General features: G+C 65.5%; 22 protein-coding genes. 11 read left to right on the top strand and 11 right to left on the bottom strand.

The window, feature by feature from the left end; translation table 11 throughout:
* Positions 1-37: 37 nt before the first annotated feature.
* Positions 38-1,216: a CaiB/BaiF CoA transferase family protein gene (locus AKI39_RS11940; RefSeq protein ID WP_145925254.1), complete on the bottom strand. Its 1,179-nt coding sequence runs from the start codon at positions 1,214-1,216 to the stop codon at positions 38-40.
* Between the two features lie 336 nt (positions 1,217-1,552).
* Between AKI39_RS11940 and AKI39_RS11935 the strand changes: the two genes are divergently transcribed.
* From AKI39_RS11935 to AKI39_RS11900, 8 genes are all read left to right on the top strand, one after another.
* Positions 1,553-1,747 carry a hypothetical protein gene (locus tag AKI39_RS11935; RefSeq protein WP_066636064.1) on the top strand — a complete coding sequence of 65 codons (195 nt, stop codon included), beginning with the start codon at positions 1,553-1,555 and terminating at the stop codon, positions 1,745-1,747.
* Positions 1,748-1,935: 188 nt separating this feature from the next.
* The gene (locus tag AKI39_RS11930; RefSeq protein ID WP_066636062.1) at positions 1,936-2,961 is read left to right on the top strand and encodes an amidohydrolase family protein; all 1,026 of its coding nucleotides are present in this window, start codon (positions 1,936-1,938) and stop codon (positions 2,959-2,961) included.
* A 113-nt stretch (positions 2,962-3,074) separates the two neighbouring features.
* Positions 3,075-3,353: a peptidylprolyl isomerase gene (locus AKI39_RS11925; RefSeq protein WP_066636060.1), complete on the top strand. Its 279-nt coding sequence runs from the start codon at positions 3,075-3,077 to the stop codon at positions 3,351-3,353.
* Between the two features lie 452 nt (positions 3,354-3,805).
* On the top strand, positions 3,806-4,186 hold the full coding sequence (locus AKI39_RS11920) for a hypothetical protein (protein WP_066636058.1): 381 nt from the start codon (positions 3,806-3,808) through the stop codon (positions 4,184-4,186).
* Positions 4,187-4,246: 60 nt separating this feature from the next.
* Positions 4,247-4,726: a VOC family protein gene (locus tag AKI39_RS11915; protein ID WP_066636051.1), complete on the top strand. Its 480-nt coding sequence runs from the start codon at positions 4,247-4,249 to the stop codon at positions 4,724-4,726.
* Positions 4,727-4,926: 200 nt separating this feature from the next.
* Positions 4,927-5,247 carry a helix-turn-helix domain-containing protein gene (locus AKI39_RS11910; protein WP_145925253.1) on the top strand — a complete coding sequence of 107 codons (321 nt, stop codon included), beginning with the start codon at positions 4,927-4,929 and terminating at the stop codon, positions 5,245-5,247.
* Entirely contained in the window at positions 5,244-6,608 is a 1,365-nt protein-coding gene (locus AKI39_RS11905) for a type II toxin-antitoxin system HipA family toxin (RefSeq protein WP_066636046.1), read from the top strand. The genes AKI39_RS11910 and AKI39_RS11905 overlap by 4 nt, the downstream gene beginning before the upstream one ends.
* Before the next feature lie 13 nt (positions 6,609-6,621).
* Entirely contained in the window at positions 6,622-7,230 is a 609-nt protein-coding gene (locus AKI39_RS11900; protein ID WP_066636044.1) for a LysE family translocator, read from the top strand.
* Positions 7,231-7,237: 7 nt separating this feature from the next.
* On the opposite strand, the gene AKI39_RS11895 is transcribed toward AKI39_RS11900, so the two are convergent.
* Positions 7,238-8,242 carry a Bug family tripartite tricarboxylate transporter substrate binding protein gene (locus tag AKI39_RS11895; protein WP_083228786.1) on the bottom strand — a complete coding sequence of 335 codons (1,005 nt, stop codon included), beginning with the start codon at positions 8,240-8,242 and terminating at the stop codon, positions 7,238-7,240.
* Positions 8,243-8,377: 135 nt separating this feature from the next.
* On the bottom strand, positions 8,378-9,805 hold the full coding sequence (locus tag AKI39_RS11890; RefSeq protein WP_235610798.1) for a sulfatase-like hydrolase/transferase: 1,428 nt from the start codon (positions 9,803-9,805) through the stop codon (positions 8,378-8,380).
* Between the two features lie 84 nt (positions 9,806-9,889).
* Here AKI39_RS11890 and AKI39_RS11885 point away from each other — a divergent pair, with 84 nt between their 5' ends.
* Positions 9,890-10,690, top strand: coding sequence for a GntR family transcriptional regulator (locus tag AKI39_RS11885; protein WP_066636034.1), 801 nt, complete (start codon positions 9,890-9,892; stop codon positions 10,688-10,690).
* Positions 10,691-10,702: 12 nt separating this feature from the next.
* Here the strand turns inward: AKI39_RS11885 and AKI39_RS11880 are convergent, their stop codons facing one another.
* From AKI39_RS11880 to AKI39_RS11860, 5 genes are all read right to left on the bottom strand, one after another.
* A complete protein-coding gene (locus AKI39_RS11880) occupies positions 10,703-11,440 on the bottom strand; it encodes a GntR family transcriptional regulator (RefSeq protein WP_066636032.1) in 738 nt (245 codons plus the stop codon).
* Complete coding sequence (locus AKI39_RS11875; protein WP_066636031.1) at positions 11,421-12,971, bottom strand: fumarate hydratase; 1,551 nt, start codon at positions 12,969-12,971, stop codon at positions 11,421-11,423. Before AKI39_RS11875 ends, AKI39_RS11880 begins: the two co-directional genes overlap by 20 nt.
* Positions 12,972-13,019: 48 nt before the next feature.
* Positions 13,020-13,997 carry a Bug family tripartite tricarboxylate transporter substrate binding protein gene (locus tag AKI39_RS11870; RefSeq protein WP_066636030.1) on the bottom strand — a complete coding sequence of 326 codons (978 nt, stop codon included), beginning with the start codon at positions 13,995-13,997 and terminating at the stop codon, positions 13,020-13,022.
* A 222-nt stretch (positions 13,998-14,219) separates the two neighbouring features.
* Positions 14,220-15,866, bottom strand: coding sequence for a PqiB family protein (locus AKI39_RS11865; RefSeq protein ID WP_066636029.1), 1,647 nt, complete (start codon positions 15,864-15,866; stop codon positions 14,220-14,222).
* Between the two features lie 69 nt (positions 15,867-15,935).
* On the bottom strand, positions 15,936-16,616 hold the full coding sequence (locus tag AKI39_RS11860) for a DUF3313 domain-containing protein (protein WP_235610797.1): 681 nt from the start codon (positions 16,614-16,616) through the stop codon (positions 15,936-15,938).
* Positions 16,617-17,024: 408 nt separating this feature from the next.
* On the opposite strand from AKI39_RS11860, the gene AKI39_RS11855 reads away from it, so the two are divergent.
* A complete protein-coding gene (locus AKI39_RS11855; protein ID WP_145925251.1) occupies positions 17,025-17,573 on the top strand; it encodes a hypothetical protein in 549 nt (182 codons plus the stop codon).
* Between the two features lie 198 nt (positions 17,574-17,771).
* On the top strand, positions 17,772-18,752 hold the full coding sequence (locus AKI39_RS11850) for a Bug family tripartite tricarboxylate transporter substrate binding protein (protein WP_066636020.1): 981 nt from the start codon (positions 17,772-17,774) through the stop codon (positions 18,750-18,752).
* Between the two features lie 2 nt (positions 18,753-18,754).
* Here AKI39_RS11850 and AKI39_RS25730 read toward each other — a convergent pair whose 3' ends face one another.
* The 3 genes from AKI39_RS25730 to AKI39_RS11840 form a co-directional block, all read right to left on the bottom strand.
* Positions 18,755-18,922 (bottom strand): hypothetical protein, encoded by a 168-nt coding sequence (locus tag AKI39_RS25730; RefSeq protein ID WP_158515169.1) that lies wholly within the window; start codon positions 18,920-18,922, stop codon positions 18,755-18,757.
* Positions 18,923-19,045: 123 nt separating this feature from the next.
* Entirely contained in the window at positions 19,046-19,747 is a 702-nt protein-coding gene (locus tag AKI39_RS11845; RefSeq protein ID WP_066636019.1) for an SDR family NAD(P)-dependent oxidoreductase, read from the bottom strand.
* On the bottom strand, positions 19,744-20,805 hold the full coding sequence (locus AKI39_RS11840; protein WP_066636018.1) for an ABC transporter substrate-binding protein: 1,062 nt from the start codon (positions 20,803-20,805) through the stop codon (positions 19,744-19,746). The genes AKI39_RS11845 and AKI39_RS11840 overlap by 4 nt, the downstream gene beginning before the upstream one ends.
* Positions 20,806-20,827: the final 22 nt, after the last annotated feature.

The following is a 20,827-nucleotide window of genomic DNA, read 5'->3' as shown; positions in this document are numbered from 1 at the left end:
GGGTATACCGGTTATGCGTGGGAAAGGCGCGATGGTGTCATATCGCCCCGGCCGCGCGCAAACGGGCGCGCCGCGCCTCGTCCATGCCCAGCCAGGCCAGGATCTCGTCGGACTGCGCGCCGGTCTCCGGGGCGGGCCGTACCTCCGGCGGCTCGGTGCCGCCGAAAATCACCGGCTGCGCCATGATGGCGATGTCGCCCCGCGCCGGGTGGCGCACATGCCGCACCATGTTCAGGTGCTTTACCTGTTCGTTGTCGAAGGTGCCATCCATGGAGAGGATGGGGCCGCACGGCACGCCCGCCGCATTCAGGCGTTCTATCCACTCGGCGCTGGTGCGGGTGCGGGTGCGCGCGATGATCTGGCGATTCAGGTCCGCACGGTTTTCCACGCGCGACCCGGCCTCGACGAAACGCGGATCGTGGACCAGCGCCGGCAGCTCCAGCACCTCGCACAGGCGCGTGAACATGCCCGAGCCCATGGCGGCGATATTGATATAGCCGTCGGCGGTGGGATACACGCCGGTCGGCGCGCTGGTGGGGTGATCGTTGCCCGACTGCGCGGGCACTTCGCCGTCGATCAGCCAACGCGTCGCCTGGAAATCCATCATCCATACCTGGGCCTGCAGCAGCGAGGTCTGCACCCAGCGCCCCACGCCTGTTTCCTCGCGCTCCAGCAGCGCGATCAGGACGCCGATGGCGGCGAACAGGCCGGCACTCAAGTCGGCGATCGGGATGCCCGCACGCATGGGGCCGCGATCGGCTTCGCCCGTGACCGACATCAGGCCGCCCAATCCCTGGGCGATCTGGTCCAGCCCGGGGCGATCCGCGTAGGGGCCGTCCTGGCCGAAGCCCGAAATGCTGGCGTAGACCAGCCGCGGATTCACGGCGCGCAGGGATGCATAGTCGATGCCCAGCTTGGCCTTGACCGAGGGGCGGTAGTTTTCGACCAGCACGTCGGCGCGCTTGACCAGCTCCATGAATACGGCCTTGCCTTCCGGATGCTTGAGGTTCAGCGTCAGGCTGCGCTTGTTGCGATGGGTGTTCTGGTAGTCGCTGAACTTGGCGGCGCCGCCCGGCTTGTCATCCTTGACCTCGCTGGGCTCCTCGATCTTGATGACGTCCGCGCCCCAGTCGGCGAACTGCCGCACGGCCGCGGGACCGGAACGGACCCGGGACAAGTCCAGGACGACGAAGCGCTTCAGCGGGGCAAAGGCCACGGGGATGTCTCCTATACCTTTAGTTCAATAGAAGTTTGTAGGATGTTGGACATCCTAACTTCGTGCGACGTCTTCCTCCATGCTCGAAAACCCTCGCCGGCATCTACACAGTGTGAAGGAAAGCTAAGGAAACGCCCGTGGACGCAGATATCGGCGAGCGACAGAATGAGCGCGTTACCGCCTGTCGCGAAAGTAGCGAACGCGCGGTGCTCGCAATCTCCATCTTCCACATCGCGCTCGCATCCAGTGCGAATCAGGAAACCGGAAAGGATGAGAATGGCGTCGGAGCCCTCCGGCCGCCATGTTTCCGGCAAGCATCACTTATGGAGGTTCACCATGAAGACCATGACCGTCGCTTGCGCCCTGCTCGCGTGCGTGCTGACCGGCTGCGCCATGCCGGATTCCAGCTCCCGCAGCAGCATGTCGAGCCGGGAAAACCGCGGTCAGACGGATCCCGCCGTCTACCACGCGGCGAACTTCGGCGAAGAGAACAACCAGCCTTTTAATGGCATGTATTCCTCGAGCTGGTAGGCGACTTATTCGAGTTCGATATCGAAACACTCGCAAATATATATTTGACTCGGGCGCCCGCGGATCGCACCATCACTCATCCAGGGATGGCAGGCGCCCCGCGGCGCCGCATCCCCGAGGAGACACCCACAAGATGCAATGCCGCCTCGCCCGGACCAGGGTTCGGCGGCTTCACCGGATGAGTTGGCATGATCATCGATTGTCACGGACACTTCACCACCGCCCCCGCCGCCCTGGAAGCCTGGCGCAAACGCCAGGTCGCCTCGATCAATGACGGCACGCCCGCGCCCAAGGCGTCCGAACTCCACATCAGCGACGACGAGCTGCGCGAAGCAATCGAGTCCAACCAGCTGCGCATCATGAAAGAGCGCGGCCATGACATCACGGTGTTCAGCCCGCGCGCCAGCTTCATGGCGCACCACATCGGCGACTTCCAGGTCTCGTCCACGTGGTCGGCAATCTGCAACGAGATGTGCTTCCGCGTGGCCTCGCTATTCCCGGACCATTTCGTGCCCGCCGCCATGCTGCCTCAAAGCCCCGGCGTCGACGTGGCGACCTGCCTGCCGGAGCTCAAGCGCTGCGTGGAGGAATACGGCAATGTCGCCGTCAACCTGAATCCCGATCCCTCCGGCGGCCATTGGACCAGTCCGCCGTTGAGCGACCGCTACTGGTATCCGCTGTACGAGAAGCTGGTCGAATACGACGTCCCCGCCATGGTGCACGTCAGCCAGAGCTGCAACGCCTGCTTCCACACCACGGGCGCGCATTACCTGAACGCCGACACGACGGCATTCATGCAATGCCTGGACTCGGATCTCTTCAGCGACTTCCCTACCCTGAAATTCATCATTCCGCATGGCGGTGGCGCCGTGCCCTACCACTGGGGCCGCTTCCGCGGCCTGGCGCAGGCACTGAAGAAGCCGCTGCTGCAGGATCACCTGTTGAACAACATCTTTTTCGATACCTGCGTGTACCACCAACCGGGCATCGACCTGCTCACCCGCGTCATCCCGGTCGACAACATCCTGTTCGCCAGCGAAATGATCGGCGCCGTGCGCGGCATCGACCCGGAAACGGGGCATTACTTCGACGATACGCGCCGTTATGTGGCCGCCGCGGACATCACGCCCGAGGCGCGCTTCAAGATCTTCGAAGGCAATGCGCGGCGCGTGTACACGCGGCTGGATGCGCAGCTGAAGGCGCGCGGACGCTGACTTCATGGCGGGCGACGGCCCAGGGGCATGGCATATCGGCTTTCAACGCGTCACGGCATGCATCGCGCGATTGGGTTACGCTTGCGGACTCACTTTCAAACAAGGAGATTCCCATGGCCCAAGCCACCGCCCGCCACATCCTGGTTCCCACGGAACAGCAATGCAATGAGCTGAAAACCGCCATCGAAGGCGGCGCCGATTTCGCGCAAGTCGCCCGCGAACACTCCCAGTGCCCGTCCGGCCGCGATGGCGGCAACCTGGGCACCTTCGGTCCCGGCCAGATGGTGCGCGAGTTCGACGAAGTCGTGTTCAGCGCCCCCGTGAATGTCGTGCAAGGCCCCGTCAAGACCCAATTCGGCTACCACCTGGTCGAAGTCACCGACCGCCGCTGAAGTGCATCGCGCGTCCCCGCCCGCACGGCGGGGGACGCAAACACGGATTGCATCCATGCCAGTCCGCCATCGCGCACATAGGCCCAGCCCAGGGCGACCGCCATCGCGTCGCCGCGCGATTGAAAATCAATAAAAAACGCGCGGCCGCAACGGTGCATGGCGTTCATTGCCACCCAAATAGCGCCGACTGCCGCGCCCCCCTTTCGCCTGGCCATGCGCCGAGCGGAACACCCCTTGCTGAGAAATGCGTCCGACCGATAGGAGGACTCATGCACACAACGACTCAAGCTCCGTCCGAAGCGACTGAGCGCCAAGAAGCCCGCCCACAACCCGCACAAGCGCAATCGCCTTGGCCGGAAGCGGCGCATGCTCCGCCGCGGGCCGCCGCGCAGGGTGGCTTGGCCCTGGGACTTGGATGGTTCAGCATCGCGCTCGGAATCGCCGAACTGGCAATGCCAAGGGCGATAGCGCGGGCCTCCGGTCTCAGGCCGCAAGCCGCGCTGGTACGGCTTTACGGACTGCGCGAAATCGCCACCGGCCTCGGCATTCTGAAGTCCGCCGATGCGGCGCCGTGGCTATGGGCGCGCGTGGGGGGCGATATGCTGGACATCGCTACCGTGGCGACGGGCCGGTCGCGCCGCGCGTCATCGGCGCGCACCAGTACCACGCAGGCAAATCTGGCGACCGTGGCCACTGTCGACCTCTACGCCGCCTATGCGTATCGGCGTGCCCCGCGCAGGCCGGGAATCGACTACCCGGACTACAGCGATCGCAGCGGCTTTCCCCGGCCCGCCGAGCAAATGCGCGGCACGGGCCGGCCCGGCACGGCATAGTCATCCCGTAGCACAGGCATAGGTAGAATTCCTGGACCGGTCACGACTTGGAGAACGAGCATGGTTGCCAAAAACACGATCTGCCTGTGGTACGACGGCACCGCCCTGGAAGCCGCGCAGTTCTATGCCGAGACGTTTCCGGACAGCGAGGTGCGGGCGGTACATCGCGCACCCGGGGATTATCCGTCTGGGAAGGAAGGCGACGTCCTGACGGTGGAGTTCACCGTCGCGGGCATCCCCTGCCTGGGACTGAACGGTGGCCCGGCATTCAAGCACAGCGAGGCGTTTTCCTTCCAGATCGCGACAGACGACCAGGCCGAAACCGACCGCCTGTGGGACGCGATCGTCGGCAACGGTGGCCAGGAAAGCGCCTGCGGCTGGTGCAGGGACAAGTGGGGCCTGTCGTGGCAGATCACGCCGCGCGCCCTTACCGCCGCGTTCACCGACCCGGACCGCGCCGCGGCCAAGCGCGCTTTCGACGCGATGATGCAGATGCGCAAGATCGACATTGCCACGATCGAGGCAGCCCGGCGCGGCTGAAGGCGCCCGGCAGGGAATCGGTGCCGGCAAAGGCCGGGTGCCCGTTGGCGATGGGCGGAGCCGCGCCAGCATTTTCGCCCATTCCATCAAAGTAGAATACTTTCCGTATTACCTACTTTATTAGGCTCAATTTAGCAGGGCTTTCTTGCTTTTTTATACTATTAAGGTAGAATAATCCCAGAAATTCTACTTTGACCGACATGAAATCCATCAGCGAGATTTCCGCCCAGCTACGCACGGTGATGCGGCACAACGGCGTCACCCAGGAATCCGTGCGCGAGTCCGCTGGCATATCGCGCCAGACCATGGTCAACGTGCTGAAGGGCACGGAAGACTTCAAGGTAAGCACCTTGCTGGCCGTGGCGGACCGGCTCGGATTGGAGCTTCTTCTCGTGCCGAAGGACGCGGCGCGCGGGCTGCAGCCGCCCACCGCTGCCGCGCCCGTGGTGGAAACCATGGTCGACCAGGTCCGCAAACGCCTCCAAGCCGCGGATCGGCCGGCTGATGGGAAGAAGCGATGAACGTCAAGGCCCTGGAGATACGCCTGGGCAAGCGGCGCGTCGGCATTCTCTTCCAGTACGCGCTTTCCCACGACCAGGTCATCAACCGCTTCGTTGCCGACGAACGTTTCGCCCGCGATCCGCATCAGCCGGCCCTTTCCTATTCCTTCCTGGCAGGCGACCCGCAGGCGCAGGCGGCATTCTGGGCCGGCGTCACCGCGCCCCAGCTGAACGGCGCCTTGTCCGATGCGCCGGATCGCGGCTGGCTGCTTCCGGCATTTTTCCAGAACCTGCTGCCGGAAGGGCCGTTACGCACGCGGATTGCCGAGCTCCGTGGTTGCGATCCGAACGATCATTTCGAGTTGCTCGCGGCCACCGGCAAGGACCTGCCCGGCGATGTGCACGCGCTGCCGGCCAGGCTTACGCGAGCGGAACTGACGCGCTATATCGCCCAGGACAACGATGCGCTGGAAATGTCGGTCGTCGAGGCGCCTCTGGACGATGGCATTTCGATATCCGGCGTTCAAGCCAAGCTTGCCGTCCTCAAGCAGGGCGACCGTTTCGTCGCGCGTACGAAGTTGAAGCATCCCCGGCATGTGCGCCACGTCATCGCCAAGCTGCCCGTGGCGCAATACCCGCTTCTGCCCGAGCTGGAACATCTATCGCTGCAAATGGCGGCCGCGTCGGGAGTGTCGGTCGTCGAATCGGAATTGGCGCCGTTGGAAAGGCTGGCCGTCGAACACGGGTACGAGCTGGGGGACGTCAACGCGAACACGCGTTTCCTGGCCGTCTATCGATACGACCGCGACGCCGACACGCCCACGGGCCGCGTGCATTGCGAAGATTTCGCCCAGATCCTGGATATTCAGCCCGAACATAAATACACGCTGGATTATCTGACCATCGCGGGTGTGATGATGGCGATCCCCTCGCTGGGCGAAGCGGCCGTGCACGAGCTGCTGCGGCGCATTCTCGTCAGCGACCTGATGGGCAACCCGGACATGCACCTGAAGAACATCGGCCTGCGCTATCCCGACGGCCGCACGGCCGAATTGCCGCCGGCGTATGACCTGGTGGGTTATGCGGCGTACGGGATCGTGAAGAAAGGGCGTGCGCTGAGGCTGGTGCCGCGATCCGCGGACAGCGCCTCTTCGAAGGCAGTTCCCGCCGCCGATCCCGCGGCGCCTCTTACTCCCGTCGTCGTGCGCGACTTCTGCGCGCGGCTGGGCTTGCCGGAAAAGCCGGCCTGGGCCGCCCTGCGGCAGTGTGCCGCCAAGGCCTTCGATACCTGGCCGGCGCTGATCGCCCAGTCGACCATCAGCGAACAAATGAAAGCCCGCCTGGTCGCGCGGCTGCAAAGCTACCATTCGCGCAAACCGTGACGGGTCAATCACTATGGATCAATCCCAATTCCTGCTGTTCCTGTTTGGCGTCATCACGGTCCTTGCCGTGCCTGGCCCTACCAATACCCTGCTGGCGGCAGCCGGCGTGGGACAAGGGCTGCGGCGGTCCTGGAAGCTGCCGGTCGCCGAAGCCGCGGGCTACATCGTCAACATCACGGTGTGGGGCGGATTCCTGAATGGGGCCAGCCATGCCCTGCCCTGGCTGCCTCCCTCGGTACGGATGGCGTGCGGGCTGTATATCGCTTATCTGGCCGTCAGGATGTGGCGCGCGGCGACCGTGCTGGCCACGGAAGGCCACACGGCCACGCTTCGGATGCGCGACCTGTTCTTGGCGACCTTGTTCAATCCCAAGGGGATCCTGTTCGGCGGCACCATCTTTCCCGCCGCGGCCTTCACGACACTGCCTGCCTACGCCCAGGCGATGGGCGTGTTCGTCCTTGCGGTATTGCCCATCGGCTCCCTCTGGATCGCTTTCGGTTCGCACCTGGCCAGTGGCCGTATCAAGTGGCTGCGCCCGCAGCACGTACAACGCGGTGCGTCGGTGGTGCTGGGAGCGTTTTCGGTCTCGCTGGCATGGGCCGCGATCCACTGGCCCGCGTAAATCGATCTCAGTCGATCTTGATATGCCGTTCCCGCGCGATCCTGGTGTAGCGATCGCGCTCGGCCGCCAGGAAAGCGGTGAACTGGGCTGGCGTCCCGCCTACCGGCTCGACCCCCTGCTTGAGCAGTAACTCTCGCGTGTCGGGCTGCTTCAATACCAGGGCGATATCCGCCGCCATCTTGTCGACGACCGCCTTGGGCGTACCGGCCGGCACGTAGACGCCCATCCAATTGGTGAACCGATATCCCTTGAAGCCTGGAAATTCCGCCATCGCCGGGACGTCAGGCATGGCTTCGGACCGCTTGTCGCTGGTAACCGCCAGAACACGCAGCTGGCCGCTTTTTTCGTAGGGCACGGTGGGTGGCATGCCGACGATGCCGATGGGAATGTGGTTGCCCAGTAGATCGGCCACGGCCGGCGCCGCGCCCTTATAAGGCACATGCTGGATCGATGTGCCGGCCACCATGTTGATCGACTCCCCGGCGAAGTTCATCGAACTCCCATTGCCCGGTGTCCCATATGACATGGGCGTCCCGCCATTCTTGGTCTGCGCCAGCAGCTCCTGCATGGTCCGGGCCTTCACGGACGGATGCACCGCGATCACCAGCGGCGTCTCGCCCGCCAGCGTCACGGGTTCCAGGTCTCGCTGCGGGTCGTAAGGCATCTTCTGCCCCGCGATCGCGCCGACCAGCACCTCCGCCGGCGAGGCCACCAGCATCGTATAGCCATCGGGTGCGCTCTTCACCACGGCGTCCGCGCCGATCAGGCCGGAGGCGCCGGCGCGGTTCTCCACAACAAAGCTTTGTCCCGTCTTCTTCGATAATTGCTGCGCCAGGACGCGAGTGACGAAGTCCAGGCCACCGCCCGCCGGATAGGCGACGATGACGCGGACAGGATGGCTGGGCCAGGTATCCGCGGCATGGGCGGCCGGCACGGCCAGCAGCCACGGTAGAACGGCGGCCAACATCCGGCGCTTCAACGCCGGCGCCGCTGCGTGGGCTATCCATTTCATGATTTGTCTCCTTGTCGTTATGAACCGGCCTTGACTGCGCAAGGTCCGTCTTGCCGATCCGCGGCCGTAGCGCGGGACCATGACGGCCACGGCCCCCGGGGCGCCGCGCCGGGACCGGGCCCGGCCGCCGCGCGTCTACTGAAAGTCCGCGGCCGTCCCGGGCGCCGGTGTAAACCCAAGGTCACCGCGGGCGATCACGGCGTCGCGGCCGCCGTTCGCCGCCAGCAATTCCGCCTGCCGTGCCTTGGCGCGGCGATCGACTTCTTCCGGGTCGCATAGCGCATACAGCCGTTGCCGGCAGGCCTGCAGCACCGCGGCATGGCGCGGATCACCGGACAGGTCCGTGATTTCGTCGGGGTCGCTTTCCAGGTCGAACAACTGGGCCGGATACAAGGCATAGTGGACATACTTGTAGCGTCCGTGCCGGATCGCGAAAGCTCCCGAGGTGGAGCCCATGCCGTGGTACTCGGACAAGACGGTGCGATCCGGTGTCGCCCCGGCGGCGATGTCCCGCAGGTCCACGCCCGGGTGCGTGTCGCGTACCGATGCGAAATCCACCCCCACGCCATTGACGATGGTCGGATAGCAGTCGACATGGCTGACCGGCGTATCGACGACCTTCCCGGCCGGCACGTCGGAACCGCGCATGATCAGCGGCACCCCGGCGATCTCGTCGTACATGGTCGATTTGCCCCACAGCCCGCGCGCCCCGAGGTTGTCGCCGTGGTCACTGGTGTAGACCACGCGGGTATTGCCGGCCAGCCCGGCCTCGTTCAAGGCCCGCAATACCTTGCCGATGTTCTCGTCCAGAAAGGACACCAGGCCGAAGTAACCCGCCAGCGCCCGCTTCACATCCTGTTCGGACGCGAAGTAATCGTCGTAACAGAAGCTATTGGCATAGTCGCTCAGGTAAGGATGGCGAGGACGCTGCTCGCGCGCGTACAGCTTGGGCATGGGCAGGTCCTGCTCCCAGTAGCGGTAGTAATGCTCGGGGGGTGCCGTCAGGGGGAAATGCGGCGCGACGAAGGACACGAACAGCACCCACGGCTTGTCGTGCCGGCGCGTACCGTGTTCCCGCAGCCATACCTGGGCGCGCGAACAGATTTCCCGGTCGTAGAAGGTGTATGGCGTTTCCCCGGGACCGGCCATGGCCGCCATCTTCTTGGCGCCGCCGCGGCGCGGCAGGTCATCCCGGATGAGGCCCATCAGGTCACCCTTGCCTTCCAGGATGTGCATGGGTATCTGTTCTTCGGTGAAGCCGTGGTCTTCGCCCGTCTTGCGGAAATGCAGCTTGCCGATGGACACCACTTCATGCCCGCGCTGGCGCAGGACGTGGTGCCAGCTGGGGACGCTGCCGTCGTAGGCGTCGGCGTTATCCCAAAACCCGATCTGGTGGATGTACTTGCCGCAGGCAAAGCCTGCGCGAGCCGGGATGCAAACCGGGCTGGTGGTGTACGCCCCCGTGAAGCGCGTCCCGGATGCCGCCAGGCCGTCCAGGTTCGGCGTCTGGACGACGGGATGTCCGGAACATCCCATTACCTTGGGATTGTGTTCATCGGACATAATGACAAGCAGATTTTCCGGACCCATGCGTTTCCTCCATCGTATTGGCGCACAATTACTCTATTACTATATAGTATTAAAGCAATGGACCAAGATCAAGCCTCCATCGGCGCGGATTTGCAACGCCGGCTGGACCACTATGTCCGTCCCGGGATTCCCAAGTACATGGCCATGCGCGACGCGATCGCCCATGCCGTGGCCGATGGCTCCTGGGTGCCAGGGCTGCGGCTGCCCACCGAAGTGGAATGGGCGGCCACCCTGCCCCTAAGCATCGGCACCATCCAGCGCGCGCTGCGCATGCTGGTGGACGAAGGCATCATCGTGCGCCAGCAAGGCAGCGGCACCTTCGTGGCGGGCCAGCCGGACGAGTCCATGCATGCGCCGCTGCACTGCCGCTTCATCGACGACAGCGGGACGGGCTACCTGCCCGTCTATCCCAAAATCGTGGATCGCCACGATGTGAAAGAGCCAGGTCCGTGGACGGATCATTTGCGCTGCCCGCGCACGCTATGCATCGAACGCGTCCTGGCCATCGGCGACGAGTTCTCGGTGTTTTCCCGCTTTTACGCGGACCCGCAGCGCTTGTCGGCCTTCCAGTCCCTGCCCTTGAAAAAGCTGGCCAACGAGAATTTCAAGGAGCTGATCATGCGCGACACCGCGCAGGCGATTGGCCGCATGGACCAGTATTTGTCCGCGCGGCGCTTCGAGGCCCCGATCTGCAAGGCCATCGGCGTGCGCAGCGGCACCTGCGGACAGCGGCTGGATATCCGTGCCTATGTGGGCAAAGGTAGTCCGGTGTACTACCAGGAGCTTTTCATTCCGCCCAACGAACGGGTGCTGCACCTGGCCCGCGACGGGCGCGACAGGGGGCTGGCCGAAGGCTAGGCCATGCCGGTCTCAGCGCGATCCCTGCCGCTGCAGGACGGTGGTATAGCTGAAGCGATCCGCCGGATGCAGGCTCACCGCGACCTCGAAGAGTGTGTCGGATTGATCGTAGTACTGGCGGACGAATTCCAAGGCATGGGCGTCCGTCGTCGTCCCGAAGGTCTGCGCGAGCGCGGCGGGTACGCCGACCGCTCGCACCGTCTGGCGGATCTCCTTGACGACGCGCCCGGTCGCCTGGCAGATCAGGTCGCACACCAGCGCCTGCTGGTCGTCTTCCAACGCCCGCCGGATGCGGGTGCCCATTTCCTGCGGCACGTAAAGATGGGACCACGCCAGCGGGTAGTCCGGCGATAGCGGATTCGTGCGCGAGGTCTGGATATGCGTCCATCGCGTGCCGGGCGGCAGGCCCAGGCGCGCGCCCAATGCCATGTCCACGACGATGCCGCGCACGCTGTGAACGACGCGGCGGGTGTCGGCGCCGTACTGGACGAGCTCTTCGACGGTGGAGATGGTGGGACCGTATTCGGTCGAGCGCGGCGCCGCGGCCTCCACGCGCGTTCCCGCCCGCTTGCGCCGCGAGATCAGGCCCAGCGCCTGGATGCGATCCAGCGCCACGCGCACCGTGCCGCGGCTCACGCCATATTTGCTGGCCAGATCGATTTCCGAAGGCAGGCTGCCGCCCACGGGATAGACACCGGTGGCGATGTCCTTGATCAGCGTCCTGGTCAGTTCAGCGTAGCGCGGCTCCATCGGACGGCGCGGCCTTCTCGTGCGTTTTCGACGCAGCATTGTATATCGCGAACTTGTGCACCGTGCCGCCGTGCGCGTCCAGCGCGACGGTGACGGGCATGTCGCGGACCTGGAATTCGTAGATGGCTTCCATGCCCAGGTCCGCGAAGGCCACCACGCGCGCCGCGCGCACCGCCTGCGAGACCAGATACGCCGCGCCGCCCACCGCGATCAGATAGGCGCCGCCCGCCTGCGTGATGGCGGCGGCGGCCGTTGGGCCGCGCTCCGCCTTGCCTATCGTCAGCAGCAGCCCCGTGCGCGACATCAAGGCGGGCATGAACTTGTCCATGCGGTTGGACGTCGTCGGCCCTGCCGGCCCGACGGCTTCACCGGCCACCGGGTCCACCGGCCCGACGTAGTAGATGGCCCGGTCGCGCAGGTCCACGGGCAAAGGTTCTCCACGCTCCAGCATTTCCAGCATGCGCTTGTGCGCGGCATCGCGCGCGGTGTACAGCGTGCCCGAAAGCAGCAACGTTTCACCGGCGCGCCACTGCGCGACCTGCTGTCGGGTCAAGGTATCCAGGTCGACGCGTCGCCCCGCTTCCAGCGGCAGCGCATCGGGCAATCCCTCCCACAAGGCCGGATCCGGCGGCGCCAGGCGCGCGGGACCGGAGCCGTCCAGCTCGAAGGACACGAAGCGCGTCGCCGCACAGTTGGGCACCATTGCCACCGCCTGCAGCGCCGCATGCGTGGGCGCCTCGGCGACCTTGACGTCCAGCACCGTCAGGTCTCCCCCCAGCCCCTGCGCGCCGATGCCGAGCGCGTTGATGCGATCGTAGAGCGCCAGGCGCAAGGCCTCGGCCGGTGTCCGGGCGCCGCGCGCGCGCAGCTGGTCGATGTCGATGGGCGCGAACAGCGCGCGCTTCGCGATGAACATGGCCTGTTCCGGCGTGCCGCCCACGCCTATGCCCAGGGTGCCGGGCGGACACCAGCCCGCGCCCATGCCGGGCAGTTGGGCGATCACCCAATCGGCCACCGAATCGCTGGGGTTGAGCATGGTATAGCGGGCCTTGACATCGCCGCCGCCGCCCTTGGCCGCGACGGTCAGATGCAGGCCATCGCCCTCGACCAGCTCCACATGCAAGACGGCGGGCGTGTTGTCGCGGGTATTCATGCGCGCGCCAAGGGGCTCGCGGATGACGGAAGCGCGCAAGGGATTGTCCGGCCAACCGTAGGCGCGCGCGACGCCCTGGTCGGCCAGCGCCTGCAGCGTGGGCGTGGGCGCGCCGGGTTCGCCCCGCACGCGGGCGTCCATGCCCAGCCGCGCGTAGACGTGCACCACGCCGGTATCCTGGCAGATCGGGCGGTGGGCGCGGGCGCTGAGCCGGCTGTTGATCAGGATCTGCAGCATGGCGTTGCGCGCGGCGGGCCGGGTTTCGGCATCATGCGCGCGACGCAAGGCCATGACGAAATCCGCCGGATGGTAGTAGCTGACGAACTGCAGCGCGTCGGCGATGCTGGTGACGATGTCTTCGGCGTGGATGTCGCGCATGGATGACCGTGGCAAGGTGAAGAGGCGGCCGGCGGCCGCCGGATCGCGCTATTGCTTGGGAATGTGCGCCTGCTCGATGACGCCGGTCCAGCGCTTGACCTCTTCGGCCGTGAAGGCCTGGAACGCGGCGGGCGCGTATTGCGCCGGGTCCAGCAGCTGTATGCCCTGCTCGCTCATCTTGCCCGTGAAGTCCGAGTCCTTCAAGGCTTGCTGCCAGGCGGCGTACAGCGTGTCGATGGCCTGCCGCGGCGTGCCCTTGGGGGCATACAGGCCATACCAGGTCGATGCCTGGAAGCCGGGCACCGCGCTTTGCGCGACGGTGGGCACGCCGGGAAACTGCGACATGCCGGACGTCGAGGTCAGGGCCAGCGCGCGGATCTTGCCGCCGCGCGTCTGCGGCAGCGCCGTATTGGTCTGGTCGAACATGGCATCGACCTGGCCGCCCATTAGGTCATTCATGGCGGGGCCCGCGCCCTTGTAGGCGATGGGCGTGATCTCGATGCCCGCCTGGGCGGCGAACATGGCGGCCACCAGGTGCGAAGTGGACCCCACCCCTGCATTGCCGAAATTCAGCTTGCCGGGATTCGCGCGCGCATAGGCGACCAGCGATTTCACGTCCTTCTGCGGGGACCCGGCGCCCACCAGCAGCACCAGCGGCGTATCGGGAAAACGGAAGACCGCATCGAAGTCCTTGACCGGGTCGTACTGTAGCCGCTGGTACAGCGACGGCGCGGCGGCCATGTAGCCCACGTGGCCCACCAGGAAGGTATAGCCATCGGACGTCGATTTGGCGGCCTTGGCCGCGCCTATCGTCCCGCCGGCGCCGGCCACGTTCTCGATCAGGATGGTCTGCTTCAGCGTCTGCCCCACGCGGTTGGCGATGTTGCGCGCCATGGCGTCGGTGGGGCCGCCGGCGGCAAAGGGCACGATCCACGTAATGGGGCGGGACGGGTAGTCCGCCGCGGCGGCGCTGCCCGCCATGCCCAAGGCAAGCACTAGGCCGGCCGCGATGATCCTCGAATTCATTGCTCCTCCACTCCCGTTTATATGTACATATCAAATGTAATGTATATACATATTAGCCAGCACAGCGCGGGCATGTCAACGGAGCGCCGGCCGGGGGCGGACGCGAAAACGCCCCGCCCTCGCCGCCGCGATTCGCGGCGGCGAGGCAGGCGAGCGCGAGGGAAAAGGAATGCGATCGGTGCGAAGGAAGCGACAAGGCCGGCGCGGCCGATCCAGCGGAACTCAGTTCCGGGAACTCGTCCCCACCGGCAGCCGCTCCGGCGTCCGCCCGCGCAGCAGCGCCTCGGGATGGGCCTGGAGATAATCCGACAAGGCGCGCAGCGAGCGCGCGGTCCGGTTCAACTCCTGCACGGTGCGCTCCGTATCCGACACCAGCCCGCTATCGGAAGAAAGCATATGGGTGATCGCCGCCAGGGACTTCCCGGCTTCGCGCAGCGCCGCTTGGGCCTCCGGCGCGACCTGCTTGTCCAGGCGCGTCATCAGGCGAGAGGCGCTGCTCAATGTCGTCCGCAAATCGGCACCGATTTTGTCGAAGGGTACCTTCTCCAGCTTGTTGACGATGCTGGTCAGTTGCTGCTGCAGTTGATCCAGGTTATTGGGCACGGTCGGGATGTCCGCGGGAACGCCCATCTGGAACGTCGCCGGGGGCGCGTCCGGAAAAACATCCAGCGCGACATACAGCTGCCCGGTCAGCAGATTGCCGGTGCGAAGCTGCGCGCGCATGCCGTTCTCGATCAAGCCGCCGAGCAGCCGGCCGGTCGGATGTTCCGCATCCCCCATGTATTCTTGCCGCACGACCTGCGCCACGGAGCCGAGGCGGTCAGGATAGATCGTGGCGCTGACCACGGCGAAAAAGCGCTGGCGTTCCCTGTCCAGGTCCATATCGATCGCGTCGACCTGTCCCATGGTGACGCCATTGAGTTCGACGGGCGCCCCGACGCTGAGTCCACGCACCGATTGGTCAAAGCGCATGCGGATTTTCACGGACCACCGGTCCGGCTTGGCGCGCGCGTTTTCCTCGCTATCGTAGACACGGAAGTCCGCATCCGCGGTCGCGACAGTCCGCGCTTCATCGCCGATGTCCTCGAACGCGAGGCCCCCCAGGGCAAGCGACAACAAGGACTGCGTGCGGACTTTCAAGCCATTCGCGCCCAGGCTGAAATCGAAGCCGCTGGCGTTCCAGAAGCGTGTCGCGGCGGTGACGAAGCGCTCGTTGGGCGCATCAATGAAGATCTGAATGTCGACCTCCTGGCCATCATCGCGCAGCCTGTAGCCGATGACCTGCCCAACCGGGATGCGCCTGTAGTACACCGGAGAACCGATGTCCAGCGACCCCAGGGTATTGGCGCGTAGTTGGAAGCGCCTGCCCGCGCGGTCCTGCGCGACTTCCGGCGGAACTTCCAGGCCGGTGAACTGGGTTTTCGGCCGCCCGGTTTCCACCTTGCGCGGGGCATCCACGCCGATATAGGCGCCGGACAACAGCGTGCTCAGTCCGGATACGCCGCTCAAGCCCAGCCGCGGACGGACCACCCAGAACGTCGTGCCCTCCTGGGCGAGGGACGCGGCCTCCTTGGCCAATTGCGCGGTGGTGACGACGTGGGATCGATCCTCGCTGAGCCGGATACTTTCGATCAGGCCGACGTTGACGTCCTTGTAGCGGATCTGCGTCTTGCCCGCCTCCAGCCCTTCCGCCGTCTGGAACGTAATGGTGATGGTGGGTCCGGCTTGCAGCCAGGTGCGCAACACCAGCCCCCCCGCCGCGATCGCGGCCACGACGGGCACCAGCCATATCCAGGAGAGCCGCCGTTTTCTTCGCGTGACCGACGGGTCCGCGATGTCATCCTTGCCTGACGAGCCGAAGTCCGCCATGTTCCTCACCCCCGAGCGGGCGCGGCGGCCGCCCCGCGCGACCGTATCGGCGGCGCCGCCGCAACGCCGCTATCGCACCGCTACATACTTGACGATTTCCTCTGACGCGCCGGTGGTCCAGGTATCGATCAAGGCCTTGAGGCTGTCCAGGCGGACACCGCCCTGCTCCTCCGACGGTTTGCTGATTTCCTCTCCAGTGCCGCCGCGTACCGCCGCGTACAGCGTTTCATTGGTCATGCTGTCGGTCGCCGAGGTCTCGACGGCAAGCGTCGCGTCTTGCGGTCGTCCGCCCTCGATCGCGGCCTTGGCGCCCGTCACCACCAGGGCGATCGGAATGTATTGGTAAACCGCCAGTGGCTGGCTTTCGTTGCCGACGGCCGTCAGCGCGACACGGATACGCGCGACGCCGGGCCCGGGCGTATCCGCGAGCCGCACCTGGTGGCCCAGTTTCTCGCGCAGCGATGTATCGGCATACGAACGGATCTGCTCCAGCGTCTGCATCGAGACGTTCTCGGTCGGCTGCGGCTGGGGATAATAGACCACGGGTTCCAGCAGAACAGCGTTGTAGCTGGATGGCGTGAACTTCGGATTCAGATAGGCAAGGCGGGTACCGCCGCCAGGCGCGTCCATCTTGTGCATCTTGGAGTATTCGTTGCCCAAGAAGCCCGATTCCTTCGGTGCCGGCGTCGTACACGCCGTCAACACCATCATCGCCGCGCCGATACCGATTGCCTTGTAAGTCTTCATCATCACCTCTCCTAGCGAACGTACAGGGAAAGACTGGAACAGCCGGATGTGATTCCCGATTGCCGCATGGGGCAGAGGCACATCCTGCGACGCAACAACGATGGCTACTCATACGGCCCCATCATCCGCCCGAATGCGCGAGTGCGCGGCGGTATCACCCGTATTTCGACCATACGACCCCATCCGCTGGATACCCGTCCACCCTCGTATTCGGTAGGAAGCGGTTTTGATTGGCCGTCGCGCGGTGGTTTCCGCTAAAAAACAGATTCGTCGGGACTAAGCCGTTTTTCCAACACACGGCGTATCCCAAGCGCGCAATGGGCGCAAAGGTGGTTAGAGATGCACTACCGTCATCCGCGTATCGGCTTTGCCTTCGACTTGCCGGACGATTGGTGCGTCGATCATGCCCGCATGTCCGCCGAAGGCGTCGTGATCGTTCTGAAGCTGCACGACACGCGGCTGCTGCTGCAGGTGCGCCGGTCTCAAGGCAATGCCGCGGCTCGCCTGAACTTCATGACGGAACACCTGCTGTCGCTGCGCGCGACGCGCATCGGGCCGTGCCAGGCGCCGCCGTTCGGCCGGTCGCGCGATATCGTCGCCCTCGGCTTCTTCATCGCAGGCCACCAGCAGCGCTGGATTTCCGTCAGCCAGGACGGCTACGACTACACCTTGAGCCACACCGACGAATGGCAGGACGTCGGCGGCGCGGTGGACCGGCTGTCCGCCTCTTTCGTCTTTCCGCCTGCATCCCAGATTGCCGGCGCGCTGTGCTGGCCGGAGGCGGATGCGGCGAGCTTGCACCGCGCGACGGAGGGCAGCGTCAACGGCAGGTATGCCACGGAACATCCCGCCCACGCGGCGCCGGCACCTGCCCTTGCCAGACCGATCTCGGCGGCGAGGCTGTGGCAGCTCGTCAACGAACGGCTGCGCCGGGCACGGCTTGCGCGCACTCAGGGATAACCGCAATACGGCCCGCCCGCGAAAACCACGGCGTGGCAGTCGTTCGATGTTATAAGGTACGGGCTTGACGCCTACGCCCGTATGGCAACGATCCGATAGCGCCGGCGCCGGCAATACCCAAGAAAGTCCTGATCGCTGACACGGCTTGTGATCAGGCGTCTCCGCGATCGGGACATATAACATCACGGAGACCAGACCATGAAGTTCCTTTCGTCGATAGCGGCCGGGACGCTCGGCCTTGCCCTGGGCATCGGCAGCGCGCACGCGCAATCCTCGGTGGCGAACTATCCGGACCATCCCATCAAGCTGGTCGTCGGCTATGCCCCCGGTGGCGGCAACGATGTGGCCGCGCGCCTGATCGCCAAGGAATTGACGCCCATCCTGCACCAGACCATCGTGGTGGAAAACCGGCCCGGAGCCGGCACCAACATCGCCGCGTCCTTCGTTGCCCGCTCCGCGCCGGACGGCTACACGCTGTCGCTGTCGTCGACGGCGCTGGCCGTGAACGTCACGCTATATCCCAAGCTGGACTACGACGCCGTCAAGGACTTCGAACCTATCGCCATCTTCGCGGAAGCGCCCAATCTGTTGATCGTCAACCCCAAGCTGCCGGTCAACTCGGTGGCCGACCTGGTGGCCTACGGCAAGAAGCATCCGGGCAAGCTGAACTTTTCCTCGGCAGGCAGCGGCAGCACGCAACACCTGGCGGGCGAATTGTTCAAGACCAAGGCGGGCATCACGGCGACCCACGTCCCCTACAAGGGGTCGGCACCCTCGCTGACGGCGGTGATCAGCGGCGAATCGGACTTCACCTTCGTGAACATCCCCAGCAGCAAGCAGTTGATCGAAAGCGGACAGGTAAAGGCGCTGGCGATCACCAGCGCCAAGCGCTTCCCCGCCGTGCCCACCATTCCGACCATGGCCGAAGCCGGCATCCAAGGGATGGAGGTGGCGACCTGGTATTCGATCCTGGCGCCGGCCGGCACGCCACGCCCCATCATCGACAAGTTGAACAAGGCGGTGAACCAGGCAGTGTCCAAGCCGGAATTCCGCAAGCAGCTGGAAGACCTGGGAACCGCCCCGATGACGGAGTCCCCGGAATACTTCAAGAAATTCCTGGGCGAGGAGATCGTGCGGTGGCGTGAGATCGTGCAGCAATCCCACGCCACGGTGAATTGAACTTATTTCTTGGTGCCGCCGCCCAGCCCGCCCAGGCCGGCGGGCGGGTTGGATCCGGTGGACGGCGTGGTAGCGCCGCTGGTCGAAGACGCGGGGGCATTGTCCCCCGATTTATTGCACGCGGTCAGCGCGAGTGCCATCATCAGGGCTGCAATCGTGGTCTTCATCATAGGGGGTCTCCTTGCATGAAGCCGCTGTTCGGCGGCGTGCAGGCGCGGCCGCAAACCGCATGCCCCCCGCTTACAGTTGGCTGTGAGCCGCCGTGCCTGCCCAGCGGCGCCGTCCTGCGCTTCCTACAGTGATGCGCCGCCGCAAACGAGCACTTGCTGCCCGGTGATGGCCCCACCGTCGGGCCCCAGCAGAAATGCCGTGAGGCCCGCGATTTCCCGCGGCGACACGAAGCGGCCGATCGGCGGCAGGGTCGGCGTCGACGATGCACGGCCGGCGTCGCGGAGCATGGGGGTATCGGTGGCCGCCGGCGCGACCACGTTCACGGTGATTCCGCGCGGCGCCAGTTCAGCGGCCCAGGAACGCGCCATGCCGATCAGCGCCGATTTGGCGGCCGCATACTGGCTGCGCCCGGCGGCCCCCTGGGCGACGCGGCTGCCGATCAGCACAATGCGAGCGCCCTGCGGCAGGCGGGCCGCCATGGCGTCAAGCAGGACCTGCGGGGCGCGCACATGGATGCGCCACATCGCATCTCCCTCGTCGGGATCCAGGCGGCCCAATGGGGCCGTGCGCATGTGGCCCGCCGCATGCACCACCGCGTCCATGACGGGAAGTGCGCGGGCCATGTCCTGGGTCGCGCGGACATCGGCCAGATCCGTCACGATATGGTCGTAGCGTACCGCCTGGATGACGGCCGGCGCCCGGTCCACGCCGGTCACCCGCCAGTTTTCCTCCAGCAGCCGGGCAGCGATGGCCGCGCCGATGCCGGAGCAGGCGCCGGTGACCAGGGCATGCCCTGCCAGCGGCGATCCAGCGTCCGCGCTCACTTGTAGTCCTTGGCCTGGGCGCGGACCTTCGCCGCGTCGAAGCTGTTGATGTCCGCGATCAGGTCGTTCGTGTAGAACGGCGTGAAGTCGGCGATGCGCAGATTGTTCATCTCGGCTTCCGTGCGGAATTCCTGTTCGTTGATGCTCCCCATCGAAGCGCCCTCGTAGGGCGGCGCATACAGCTTGATGCGCCGGCCGATGGCGCGCAGGACGGCTTGCACCGCGTCGTCGGTGGAGCTGCCGCGCGGCGCGGTCTCCGGAAACATCCGCAGGAAGGCAAGCGCGCCCGCGCGCGGGTTGGCCATGATGAACTGCGAGGACTTGCAGACCGAGCGGCCGACGCCCACCAGCATCTCGCGCTGCGATTGGAAGGTCGCCACGCGCGACTCCAGGAACTGGCCGCCGACCAGGGGCAGTTTTTCCGGGCGTGGCAACAGCTTCAGCGGAATACCGGCCGCCTCGATCTGGCCGAAGCCCGTGTCGTAGTACGCCAGGGCGTCGATGGCATCGCGCTGCAGAGCGACGCCCGCGGGCACGCCATTGCCCACCGCGATCCACTTGAAGTCCTTGTCCGGATCGAAGCCCAGCGATCGCAGCACATTGCGCGTCACCGGATAGTCCGTCGCGCCGAAGTCGGACACGCCGATGCGCTTGCCCTTCAGGTCCTGGTAGCGGGCAATCGACGAGCCGGGCGCCACCGCGATGTCCCACTTGTAGGGATAGGTGTATTCGTAGAAGTTGCGCGAGGTACTCCACTGCCCTTGCGCCAGCAGCGGCAAGCCGAAGGACGGCACGCCCACGCCCACATCCACGTCACCGCGGTCGACCGCCACCTGCACGTTGGCATTCGTGCCCAGCGCCATCGCGCTGACCGTAAGGCCCTCTTCCTTGTTGTAGCCCAGCACTTCGCCGATCACCAGATTGATCACGATCGGGCTCATGGCCTTCAGGCCGACGCCCAGCTTCACCGGCCGCAGATCCGCGGCCGCCGCGGGCCGCCCCACGACCAGCGAAACGGCCGCCGCACCGGATGCCCATACGAAATTCCTGCGTGTCATTGTCATCATCGTCTCCTCGGGG

The sequence above is a fragment of the Bordetella sp. H567 genome, from assembly GCF_001704295.1.
Lineage (GTDB): Bacteria > Pseudomonadota > Gammaproteobacteria > Burkholderiales > Burkholderiaceae_B > Bordetella_C.
This window is presented reverse-complemented; position numbering and strand designations above follow the sequence as displayed.